This window comes from Colwellia sp. BRX9-1, assembly GCF_014077195.1.
GTDB lineage: Bacteria > Pseudomonadota > Gammaproteobacteria > Enterobacterales > Alteromonadaceae > Colwellia_A.
In genome coordinates this window covers 38430-50322 of record NZ_JACGVM010000018.1, presented here as the reverse complement: position 1 = coordinate 50322, position 11893 = coordinate 38430, and the positions used below count along the sequence as shown (strand labels likewise).

Here is an 11893-nt window from a genome sequence, read left to right as displayed (position 1 = left end):
TATGTACCAATTAAACGATTTCGCTCAGCGAACAGATTTAGATAATGCCTTAGCCAATAATGTCGCTGAACTTTTATCAAACGCTTTGAGTCAGAAAGGTAAAGCAAGCTTGGCTGTTTCTGGCGGGTCTACACCCAAAGGTTTTTTTACGGCTTTATCGACTAAAGATATTGATTGGCAAAACGTAACCGTCACGTTAGCGGACGAACGTTGGGTTGAGTTTGAGTCTGAGGCAAGTAATACCCGTTTGGTACATGAAAACCTGTTAAAAAATAAAGCAGCCGATGCACAATTTTTTCACCTTAAAAAAGAGGGTGAATGTGATCAATCAACCCTAGTGCAATTAAATACTGATGCTAAAAGCCAGTTATTGCCTTTAGATGTGCTTATTCTTGGCATGGGTGAAGACGGTCATACGGCTTCTTTATTCCCTTGTAGCGAGCAAATATCATCAGCACTTGCGCTTGATAATACAGATGCCCTAATGAAGGTTGTCCCCAAAACAGCTCCTAACGACCGTATAACTTTTACTTATGCTCATTTAGCGCAGAGTAAAAATATTATTTTGCATGTTTGTGGTGCCGGGAAAAAGGTCGTTTTAGAAAAAGCACTTTCAAGTAACAATCAAACAGAAATGCCAATAAGGGCATTTTTACAAAACCCAGATATCAATACACAAGTGTATTGGGCGGAGTAACATATGACTATTAAAATGAATGAAAAAATCGTCGCTATTACCAATGAAATTATTGAGCGTAGTAAAGGCAGTAGAGCTAAATATTTAGCTAAGATAGAAGCTGAAAGCTCGCAAACAGTACATCGTGCCGGTTTGTCGTGTGGTAACTTAGCTCATGGTTTTGCTGCTTGTGGTAAAGAAGACAAGGCCTCATTACGTGGCATACATCACTCAGACATCGCTATTGTTTCAGCTTATAATGATATGTTATCTGCTCATCAGCCCTATGAAACTTATCCTGCGATTATTAAAGCAGCAGTGAGAGATGCGGGTGGTGTTGCACAATTTGCAGCCGGTGTACCTGCTATGTGTGACGGTGTTACTCAAGGCCAACCGGGTATGGATTTAAGCCTAATGAGCCGAGATGTTATTGCAATGTCTGCAGCGGTTGGCTTATCGCATAATATGTTTGATGGCGCATTAATGATGGGCATCTGTGATAAAATCGTACCGGGCTTGTTGATTGCCAGTATGACTTTTGGACATTTACCCACGGTATTTATTCCTGCGGGCCCTATGCCTTCAGGCTTACCAAACAAAGAAAAAGCACGTGTTCGCCAGCAATATGCTAAAGGTGAAGCCAACGAAGAAGAGCTTCTTGAAGCTGAATCTGCCTCTTATCACTCTGCGGGTACTTGTACTTTCTTTGGCACAGCCAACTCAAATCAACTGGTTGTTGAGGTCATGGGACTTCATTTACCTGGCGCTTCATTTATCGCACCGAATACGCAGCTTCGTGAAGAATTAACAAAAGCAGCGGCACGTCAAGCAACTCGTTTAACGCAACAGTCGGGCAACTATATGCCGATTGGCAGAATGGTCGATGAGCGTTCAATTGTTAATGCAATTGTTGCCTTACTTGCGACGGGCGGTTCAACGAACTTAACCATGCATATTATTGCGTTTGCTAAAGCAGCGGGTATTATCATTAATTTCCAAGACTTTAATGATTTGTCTGAAGCGGTGCCACTATTAACACGTATCTACCCGAACGGCGAAGCAGATATAAATCAATTTCAAGAAGCCGGTGGTATGGCACTACTCTTTAGAGAATTGATTGAAGGCGGCTTAGTTTTTGAAGATGTTGAAACTATCTGTGGCCGCGGTTTAACGCGCTACACTAAAAAACCTGTACTCGAAAGCGGTGAACTTAAGTGGGTTGACTGTGTTGAAAAATCTCTCGACGATAGTATTATTGCAACCGTTGCAAGCCCGTTCAAAGCTACTGGCGGTTTACGCGTTCTTAAGGGTAACCTAGGTGTCTCTGTCATTAAAACATCTTCATTGCGTGAAGGTAGTTTTGTTATTAAAGCACCTGCCGTCGTTTTTGAAGATCAACATGAATTACAAGCGGCATTTGATGCGGGTGAATTAGAAAAAGATTTTGTTGCTGTTGTTAGATTTCAGGGACCTAAAGCGCGCGGTATGCCTGAATTACATAAACTAACACCACCACTTGGCGTTCTTCAAGACAAAGGTTTTAAGGTCGCTATGGTAACTGATGGCCGTATGTCTGGCGCCTCAGGTAAAGTACCTGCTGCTATTCATTTATGCCCAGAAGCCCTAGATGGCGGTTTGATCGCGAAAGTGAAAACCGGTGATATGATTTTAGTTGACGGCGAAACTGGAGAATTAACCTTATTGGTTGACGAAGCAGAGCTTGCCCAACGTGACAACGCTATTTTTCAAGTCAATGGTCATCATCAAGGCATGGGCCGAGAGCTTTTTGGTTTTATGCGTCGTAATTTAAGTACCGCTGAAACCGGTGCTTGTTCATTATTTGATGAAACTGATATTGATGGTAAAGCTTCGTGAGTGAGTCAATACTTAACTTAGTCGCTGACATTGGCGGTACTAATATCAGGTTTGGCCTCGTTAATGACGATGGTCAAATCTCAGATATTAAAACTTATCAGTGCGACCAATATGATAGCTTAGCCGATGTTATTAGCGTTTATTTAGCGTTACATAACGCTGCAGGTAAAACAATCAATGCGTGTTTAGCCATTGCTTGTCCGGTTGAAACAGATCAAATTACCATGACTAACTTGCCATGGACATTTTCTCAATCATCCTTGAAAAACGCATTGAATATTAGTCAGTTATTTTTAATAAATGACTATACCGCAATAGCCCATGCAGTACCTTTGCTAACACAAGCACAGAAAGTGCAAATTGGTGAAGGGGTCGCAATTGCAGACAAGCCTATTTCTATTTGTGGTCCTGGTACCGGACTAGGTGTTGCTAATTTAGTACCGACCAGAGACGGTTGGTGTTGCTTAGGGGGAGAAGGAGGCCATGTCGACTTTGCTCCTGTCGATGCTGATGAAATTAAAATATTAAGTTATTTACTTGAAACTAAACAACATAGAATATCCTATGAGCAATTACTTTGTGGCAGAGGCTTAGAGCAAATTTATCAAGCCTTTTTGTCAATTGATAACTTGCCCAAGAGTAATTTATCAGCTGAACAAATCTCCGCTAAAGCGATAGATGGCTCATGTCCACTATGTGAAAAAGCCTTACATCAATTTTGTAATACTTTAGGCAGCTTTGCCGGTAACTTAGCCTTAACGTTAGGTTGTTTTGGTGGTGTATATATTGCCGGTGGCATTGTGCCTCGTTTTATAGATTTCATCAAAAACAGCAATTTTAGGCAGCGTTTTGATACAAAAGGCCGACTATCTAGTTTTATTAATAATATTCCGACGTATGTGATCACCGAAAATCAACCCGGTTTGATAGGGGCGTCTGCCTATATTCGTCAACAATTATCTTCAATGAAAGGACACATCTAAATCATGACCATAACAAATAATTGGCAGTTATCGCCAAAAGAAATTTTCGCTATGGGGCCTATTGTGCCTGTTCTTGTTATTAAAGATGTTGAAGATGCCTTACCTATTGCTAAAGCCTTACTCGCTGCAGGCATAAAAGTATTAGAAGTAACTTTGCGCACACCAGCGGCACTTGATGTGATTAAAATTATCGCGCAAGAGTTACCTGAAGCTTGTGTTGGCGCAGGTACAGTAACAAATCGTGAAATGCTACAACGCTGTCAAGAAGCAGGGGCTAAGTTTGCAATAAGTCCTGGCTTAACAAAAGATTTATTAAAAGCGGGTAATGAAGGTAATATTGCTCTTATACCAGGAATTTCATCAATTTCAGAAATGATGGACGGAATTGACTTTGGCTATGACCATTTGAAGTTTTTCCCCGCAGAAGCTTCTGGTGGTGTTAAAGCGATTCAATCTATGGGCGGACCATTCCCTGACATTCGCTTTTGTCCAACAGGTGGTATCAATTTAAGTAATGTTAAGGACTACTTAGCCTTATCAAACGTTGCTTGTTGTGGTGGCTCTTGGTTGGTTACCGACGAAATAATTAAAAATAAAGATTGGGCTAAAATTACTGAATTAGCTAAACAAGCACTTGCTCATGTAAAATAACGCGTAAAGTGAATACCAAAAAGGCTGAAGCGCTATTGATAGTGCTCCAGCCTTTTTTATATATACGACTTCTTGTCCGCCTGACATCAATCCTCATATATCCTTTTATAAGCAAGTAAAGGCAGTCGATAGCTAAATAACATCTTTATAGGGGGGCTTACAGGTGAGAGCCGTAAATCGACTAGTTAAGGTTGTTCAAGTAAGGGGCTTTGACTAACATTTATCTCAATAAAAAAGCCAAATAAAGATATTTGGCTTTTTTGATATAACTTTTATTCTAAAGATGATTAATTTTTATAAGCGCTGACGTAAGCCACTAAATCAAGTACCTTGTTTGAATAACCAATTTCATTGTCGTACCAAGAAACGATTTTTACAAACTTATCGGTTAGTGCTATACCCGCACCCGCATCAAAGACTGACGTACACGTTTCGCCAATGAAATCATTAGAAACTACTTGATCTTCGGTATAGCCTAATATGCCTTGCAAATCACCATGAGCTGCTGATTTCATCGCATCGCAAATTTCTTGATAGGTTGCGCTACTTTTTAAATTAACAGTCAGGTCTACAACAGATACATTTGGTGTTGGTACACGAAAGGCCATACCAGTGAGTTTGCCATTTAATTCAGGGATAACTTTACCAACCGCTTTTGCAGCACCCGTAGATGAAGGGATTATATTTTGTCCTGCACCACGGCCACCACGCCAATCTTTAGCTGAAGGGCTATCAACAGTTTTTTGTGTTGCTGTAGTTGCATGAACCGTCGTCATTAAACCACTTTCAATTCCCCAATTATCATTAAGAACCTTAGCAATAGGTGCTAGGCAATTAGTGGTACATGAAGCGTTTGATACAATATCTTCGCCTTTATACTCATTGAGGTTTACACCACAGACAAACATTGGGGTGTCATCTTTTGAAGGGGCAGAAAGTACAACTTTTTTAGCTCCTGCGATCAAATGCTTTCGTGCTGTCTCATCAGTTAGAAATAAACCGGTTGATTCAACAACAACATCAACATCTATTTCATCCCATTTAAGTTCTTCGGGGTTACGGATAGCGCTAACGCGAATAACTTTATCATTAACAATCAACTGACCATCTTTAACTTCTACCGTACCGTTAAAACGACCATGCGTTGAGTCATACTTAAGCATGTAAGCCATGTAGTCAATGTCGATTAAATCATTAATACCGACAATTTCAATGTCGCTTCTCTGCGCAGCAGCTCTAAATACAAAACGACCGATACGGCCAAAACCATTGATGCCAACTTTAATAGTCATGTTAAAATTCCAAATGAAAATAATGTAGTAAAATTACATCATTTTGAGATTTATACAAGCGATACTTGTCGTATTTGGCCTTTAATTGATAAAAAAGACGTTTTATTACGAATTGGGTCGGCTTTAATTGCTAGTGGCTTAGTTTTGTTCATGGTAGAATAAATGCCATTGTATTTCTCAGTATTTATGGACTTTCTACTATGACACAAGACAATAGTTTGTGTGACATCGGCTTTATTGGCCTTGGTGTAATGGGTAAAAATTTGGTGCTAAACTTAGCCGACAACGGTTACAGTATTGCTGCTTTTGATTTAGATAATGAAAAAGTGCTTGGCGTTATTGCCCAAGACAAATTGGAAAATGGTGAAAATAAGCAACGTGTTCACGGTTGCTCATCATATACAGAATTATTATCGCGATTAAAAACTCCCCATCTTATTGTACTTTCTGTACCTGCTGGTGCTCCTGTTGATCAAGTCTCTGAGAGTTTGATTGGCGCTGGTATTCAACCCGACGATATTATTATTGATACGGGTAATAGTCTGTGGGTTGATACCGTTGCTCGGGAGAAAAAGTATAAGAGTAATTTTATTTTATTTTCTTCCGCTGTCTCTGGCGGAGAAGTCGGCGCTAGATTTGGTCCTGCTTTAATGCCCAGTGGCTCTCCTTATGCATGGACTCGCATCAAACCTATCTGGGAAGCAATATCAGCTAAGGTTGACGCCGAAACAGGCAAACCTTTAGAGCGGACTAAGCCAGGAGAAACCATTAAAAAAGGCGAACCTTGTGCCGCCTATATTGGCCCAGCCGGTGCGGGTCATTATGTAAAAATGGTTCACAATGGTATTGAATATGCGGATATGCAGATTATCTGTGAGGCCTATCATACTTTACGTGCGGGTTTAAATTTATCAACAGATGAGATTGCTGATATTTTTGAACAATGGAACCAAGGTCCTCTAGACAGTTATTTAATGGAAATATCTGTCGAGGTACTTCGCCATAAGGTGACCGAAGATAACATCCCGCTAGTGGATTTGATTCTCGATAAAGCGGGGCAGAAAGGTACAGGTTTGTGGACTGCGATGAGCAGTTTAGAATTAGGTACACCCGCTCCCACTATTGCCCAAGCGGTATACGCACGTTCCATTTCTTCATTTAAAGATTTAAGAGTGCAGAGTTCAAGTCTGCTTAACGGCCCTGAAGCTAAGACCTTAAATGCAAAAGAAAAAACAGCGTTTATTGCTCGTTTACATGATGCGATTTACTGTGCGAAAATTTGTGCTTACGCCCAAGGTTTTCAATTAATGAAGCAAGCGGAGCAAGAGCATGATTGGGAGCTAGATTTTGCCAGTATTGCAAAAATATGGCGAGCGGGTTGTATTATTCGTGCAGCATTTTTACAATCTATTACCGATGCTTTTAAACGTAATGCGAAGTTAGAAAATTTAATGCTAGATGCATTCTTTGTGGAGCAATTAAATGCTCATCAATTAAATTGGCGTAAAACTGTTGCAGAAACCGCTTTAATGGGAATTTCAACCAGTGCAATAAGTTCATCGTTGACCTATTATGATGCGATGCGTACCGCGGTTCTTCCTGCAAATTTATTACAGGCACAAAGAGATTTTTTTGGTGCACATACTTTTGAACGGGTTGATCAAGCGCCAGGAAAGAAATTTCATGTTGAATGGTCACACCCTGAGCGCGAAATGATCGAATTTGGTCATTCAAAATAAAAAGGTGAAAATATATGTCTAAAGACCCTTATCAAGATAAGTTAACACCCGAGGCTTTTCGAGTATGTCGCTTGGCTGCCACAGAGCAACCGTTCAGTGGCGAGTATAACGATCATTGGCTAGCCGGTGTTTATCATTGTGCCTGTTGTGAAAAGGAGCTCTTTTCTTCAACAGATAAATTTCAATCGGGTTGCGGTTGGCCAAGCTTTTCTGCCGCTATTAGCCCAAATGTCGCCTACATTGAAGATGACAGCCTTGGAATGATGCGTACAGAAATCACTTGCAGTACGTGTGACTCTCATCTGGGTCATGTATTTGATGACGGCCCACAACCCACCGGTAAACGCTATTGTGTTAATTCATTAAGTTTACAGTTTAGCGCACTTTAAAAAGACAAGGTTTAATCTCTTGATTAAACCTAAACCTTTGGTGATTCAAAGGTTCCCGCTTCAATTTTATCTAAGGTTATATTGGCAATTTTATCTAATAATGTTTTATTTAATTTATAACCTACAACATAATTATTTAAAGACTTTTCAGTCACTTCTTTATTTTCTGGCGAATGTAAACGTAAAATTCTTAACCAAAGATAAGCTTTTTTAACATCTTGCTTTTCTATAAATATCGTTGCTATTGACTGAAAGATTTCTGCATTTATTTTCTGATCTGGTTGGTATAATTGCAAAGCTCGATAAAGTAACGTTAAGGTCTTTTTAGGATCTGTTTTTGTATAATGCGTCGCTAAGTTATATTGCGACCTTGAATTTTCAAGGGCTTTTGTCCCTTCTTGTGCTAAAAATTTATTTAAAGATTCTTCGTTGATATATCTCGACCAGTGATAGTAGAGCAGGTGAGGGTGATCTGAGGTTATTGTTTCTTTTGATATCTCTTTGATACGATTCTGTGCTTGAATTGCGTTATCAACTCTCATCGTTTGTTTATGTTTTAATTTAATATGCTCAATTTTTGAGGCATGAACCATACATTGTGCATAATCTTCGTAAGCAATGAGTTGATGATATTTATGTAGATCTGAACTAGCCAATTTTTCCTCTAAATTAGAAAAACCCACCGTAATACGTTCTCGTTTACACCATGAGTCTTCTTGAAATTCATTACAGATTTCAGAATTACTTTCACAAAGTTCAGCAAAGTTTGGCTTGCTATCACAAGCGGTTAATAAAAAAATTAGTGAGAAGTAGGCTATTATTGTCTTCATTTTTGTCCCATATTTGAGCGTGATATTATCTGTAACTAGTGGCGAAAGTTTTCAGGTTCGATTACAATAGTGCCGCAATTAATTATTATTGTTATTAGTGCTAATATTAATAATAACTCATCGTTCAATTGACTGAAATAAAAAGGTTTACGCAATGACTTCTCATCTTGAGGAACAATACCAAGCTAGCTGGCAAGAACGCCAAACATTTGCTGAAAATATGCAACCTATTATAGGGCAACTTTTCAGAAACAAAGGTCTCGAAGTATCTATTTATGGTCGTCCATTAGTTAATGCTTCTGCAATTGATATCATTAAAGCACATAAATCTGTTGCGCTACATGAAGACAGTAAATTACGTTTACGTGAAAGCTTTCCTTTTATTGATGCATTAAGACACATGGATTTAGCACCAGCACGTATTGATGTCGGTAAATTGGCCTACCGTTATTTATTTCTTGGTAAAGCTAATGGTCTGTCAATTGAGCAGTTTTTAGAAAAAGAATTAGTATCAATTAATAAAAATACTGACCCACAAAAGTCTAAAGATGTTGTTCTTTATGGTTTTGGTCGTATCGGTCGCTTATTAGCGCGTCTGTTAATTGAACGCGCAGGACCCTGCTCAACATTAAATCTACGTGCTATTGTTATTCGCCCAAGTGGTAAAGGTGATTTAGCAAAACGTGCCAGCCTATTACGTCGTGATTCAGTGCATGGTGCTTTTAACGGTAGTATTACTATCGATGAAGAAAATAGTGTCATTAAAGCTAATGGCGCATTTATTCAAGTTATTTACGCAAAAAATCCTAGCGAAATCGACTATACCCAATATGGTATTAATGACGCTTTAGTTGTTGATAACACCGGTGTATGGAGTGACGAAGAAGGTCTAGGGCAACATTTGCAATCAAAAGGTGTTGCTAAGGTATTGTTAACAGCACCCGCTAAAGGTGATATTAAAAATATCGTTTATGGCGTGAATCAAGATATGATTTTAGCGGATGACAAAATTGTTTCTGCAGCGAGTTGTACCACTAACGCTATTACACCAGTGTTAAAAGCCATTAACGATGAGTTCGGTATTAAGAATGGCCACGTTGAAACGGTTCATTCATATACTAACGATCAAAATTTAATTGATAACTACCATCCAGCTCCTCGCCGCGGTCGTAGTGCACCATTAAATATGGTTATTAGCACAACGGGTGCTGCTAAAGCGGTTGCTAAAGCATTACCTGAATTGAAAGGTTTGTTAACGGGTAACGCGATTCGTGTACCAACACCAAACGTTTCAATGGCTATCATGAATTTGAATTTGAAAAAATCAACGGATAAAGAAGCGTTAAACGATTACTTACGTAATATTTCGTTAAATTCTAAGTTACAAAATCAAGTAGATTATACGGCTTCAACTGAAATCGTCTCTACTGACTTGGTTGGCTCTCGATACGCTGGAGTTGTTGACTCTCAAGCAACGATTGTTGATGGCGATCGTGCTGTATTGTATGTATGGTATGACAATGAATTTGGTTACAGCTGCCAGGTAGTTAGAGTAATGCTAGAAATGTCAGGTATTCAGGTACCAACATTACCCGTTAATTAGTCTATAAGTTGATAACATTGTTGGTGTGAGTTGATGCCAACAATTTATAGCGAAAAAAAAGCCGCACTTTATTTATATAGTGCGGCTTTTTAGTTTATACGGAAAAATTATTTTCCAGCGTTAGCTATTATAGCTCTCGCCATTTCATCAGCTACTTTACCTGTTGGTAAGTTTTTCTCGTTCGCTGTTACAAAAACATTCATTAGTGTGTGATAAATATTTTCGACCAAACTTGTCGCCTTATCAGCACAATAAGGTTCAGGATAAATTTCAAGGGCAACATTTATAATTCCCCCAGCGTTAATGACGTAGTCAGGCGCATACAAAATACCCTTGTCTAAAAGGACTTGGTCATGGCGACTTTCTGCAAGTTGGTTATTAGCACAGCCGGCAATGATCACCGCTTTAAGTTCTGCAATGCTATCGTCATTAATCGACGCGCCTAACGCACAAGGTGAAAATACTTCAACATCTTGTTTGTAAATATCGTCTAAGCTAACAACTGTCGCATCTAACTCGGCAACGGCTTTATCTAGAATTTCTTGGTTAATATCAGTGACGATTAATTTCGCACCCGCAGCATGAAGTCGCTCACAAAGTGAATAACCAACACTACCAAGCCCTTGAACAGCCACTTTAATACCGGTTAAATCATCAGATCCTAATTTAAACTTAACCGCTGCTTTAATACCTAAAAATGTACCTAGCGCAGTGAAGGGGCCTGGATTACCACTTTTTCCTTCAAGACCCGAAACATAGTCGGTAACTTGATTAACAATAGCCATATCACCAGTAGTAATATTTACATCTTCAGCGGTGTAATACCGGCCACCTAGATTATTAACGGCCTTGCCATAAGCTTTGAATAAATCGTCTGACTTTAAGTGTCTAGGGTTACCAATAATAACCCCTTTACCACCGCCAAGTTTTAACCCAGCCATAGCATTTTTGTAGGTCATGCCTTTTGATAAACGTAAAACATCTTTTAATGCTGCTTCATCATTTACATAATCCCAAAAACGACAGCCACCTGCTGCCGGTCCAAGTGCAGTACTGTGTACTGCTATGATAGCTTTTAAGCCTGTTGCATCATCGCTGCAATAAACAACTTGTTCATGATTGTCGAAATCTACTAAATCAAAAATTGCCACTTCTAAATCTCCACGTAAAAAGTTTTGTTAATATTCTTTTTACTTCTGTAATAAGAGTTGTATTGTTTCGATGCGCACAATACCACTTAGCCTAATGTTGCGCTAGCCGTCAGATCAAAATATAACGGTCACTATGTTAGGGTAAATGTATAGAATAAAGCACAAAATTTAATAATAGTGGCAAAAGGATAAGAAGAGTGGCTTATTAGGAGAGTAGGAATTAATAAACTAGTGATTAAAAGCGAAGCGGGTAGATTTTTTTATATTCTCAACAGCACAGGTCATACGCTGTCTTGGCATACCTGCTTCCATAAATACTGCGCCAGCACTGATAAAGTTAAATTTTCTAAAATATTCAACATCATCAAGTGGACTATAAATAAATACTTCATCAAGTTTGAGATCTTTAGCAATAGCCAGTAAACCTTTGACAACATCTCTGTCGATGTTTCTTTTTCTAAAAGACATCAATACTGCTATGCGAGAAATTTCACCCGTAGATAATATACGGCCCGTTGCAACGGGCTCTTGAGTAATATCATCACAAACTAAGACATGAAATGCATAGTGATCTTTTTGGTCAAACTCTATTTTTCGTGGAATACGCCATTCACAAATAAAAACTTTTTCGCGGACATCTCTTAATAGTGATGCCGCTTGTTCCCAATTTACTCTACTGACACTGAACGACATTATAACTATTC

The 11893-nt window shown here is 39.0% G+C and carries 11 protein-coding genes; 7 read left to right on the top strand and 4 right to left on the bottom strand.

Annotated elements, in window-relative coordinates:
* The first annotated feature begins 1 nt into the window (after position 1).
* Genes pgl through H4J76_RS15370 form a run of 4 tightly spaced genes read left to right on the top strand, consistent with a single transcriptional unit; the run spans position 2 to position 4185 of the window.
* On the top strand, positions 2-697 hold the full coding sequence (pgl, locus tag H4J76_RS15385) for a 6-phosphogluconolactonase (protein ID WP_182217618.1): 696 nt from the start codon (positions 2-4) through the stop codon (positions 695-697).
* Between the two features lie 15 nt (positions 698-712).
* Positions 713-2551, top strand: coding sequence for a phosphogluconate dehydratase (gene edd, locus H4J76_RS15380; RefSeq protein ID WP_070376951.1), 1839 nt, complete (start codon positions 713-715; stop codon positions 2549-2551).
* Positions 2548-3534 carry a glucokinase gene (locus H4J76_RS15375; protein ID WP_070373728.1) on the top strand — a complete coding sequence of 329 codons (987 nt, stop codon included), beginning with the start codon at positions 2548-2550 and terminating at the stop codon, positions 3532-3534. Before edd ends, H4J76_RS15375 begins: the two co-directional genes overlap by 4 nt.
* 3 nt (positions 3535-3537) lie before the next feature.
* On the top strand, positions 3538-4185 hold the full coding sequence (locus tag H4J76_RS15370) for a bifunctional 4-hydroxy-2-oxoglutarate aldolase/2-dehydro-3-deoxy-phosphogluconate aldolase (protein WP_182217619.1): 648 nt from the start codon (positions 3538-3540) through the stop codon (positions 4183-4185).
* Positions 4186-4472: 287 nt separating this feature from the next.
* Here the strand turns inward: H4J76_RS15370 and gap are convergent, their stop codons facing one another.
* A complete protein-coding gene (gap, locus tag H4J76_RS15365) occupies positions 4473-5477 on the bottom strand; it encodes a type I glyceraldehyde-3-phosphate dehydrogenase (RefSeq protein ID WP_070373727.1) in 1005 nt (334 codons plus the stop codon).
* 200 nt (positions 5478-5677) lie between these two features.
* Between gap and gndA the strand changes: the two genes are divergently transcribed.
* On the top strand, positions 5678-7216 hold the full coding sequence (gene gndA, locus H4J76_RS15360; RefSeq protein ID WP_182217621.1) for an NADP-dependent phosphogluconate dehydrogenase: 1539 nt from the start codon (positions 5678-5680) through the stop codon (positions 7214-7216).
* 14 nt (positions 7217-7230) lie between these two features.
* Positions 7231-7605, top strand: a complete 375-nt coding sequence (gene msrB / locus H4J76_RS15355) for a peptide-methionine (R)-S-oxide reductase MsrB (RefSeq protein ID WP_182217623.1) — start codon at positions 7231-7233, stop codon at positions 7603-7605.
* A 29-nt stretch (positions 7606-7634) separates the two neighbouring features.
* Here msrB and H4J76_RS15350 read toward each other — a convergent pair whose 3' ends face one another.
* Positions 7635-8435 carry a DUF2989 domain-containing protein gene (locus H4J76_RS15350; RefSeq protein ID WP_182217624.1) on the bottom strand — a complete coding sequence of 267 codons (801 nt, stop codon included), beginning with the start codon at positions 8433-8435 and terminating at the stop codon, positions 7635-7637.
* A gap of 154 nt (positions 8436-8589) precedes the next feature.
* On the opposite strand from H4J76_RS15350, the gene H4J76_RS15345 reads away from it, so the two are divergent.
* The gene (locus H4J76_RS15345) at positions 8590-10038 is read left to right on the top strand and encodes a glyceraldehyde-3-phosphate dehydrogenase (protein ID WP_070373724.1); all 1449 of its coding nucleotides are present in this window, start codon (positions 8590-8592) and stop codon (positions 10036-10038) included.
* 107 nt (positions 10039-10145) lie between these two features.
* On the opposite strand, the gene H4J76_RS15340 is transcribed toward H4J76_RS15345, so the two are convergent.
* Together H4J76_RS15340 and H4J76_RS15335 are read right to left on the bottom strand one after the other, a co-directional pair.
* On the bottom strand, positions 10146-11189 hold the full coding sequence (locus H4J76_RS15340) for an amino acid dehydrogenase (protein ID WP_182217626.1): 1044 nt from the start codon (positions 11187-11189) through the stop codon (positions 10146-10148).
* 228 nt (positions 11190-11417) lie between these two features.
* Positions 11418-11882 (bottom strand): GNAT family N-acetyltransferase, encoded by a 465-nt coding sequence (locus H4J76_RS15335; protein ID WP_182217628.1) that lies wholly within the window; start codon positions 11880-11882, stop codon positions 11418-11420.
* Positions 11883-11893: the final 11 nt, after the last annotated feature.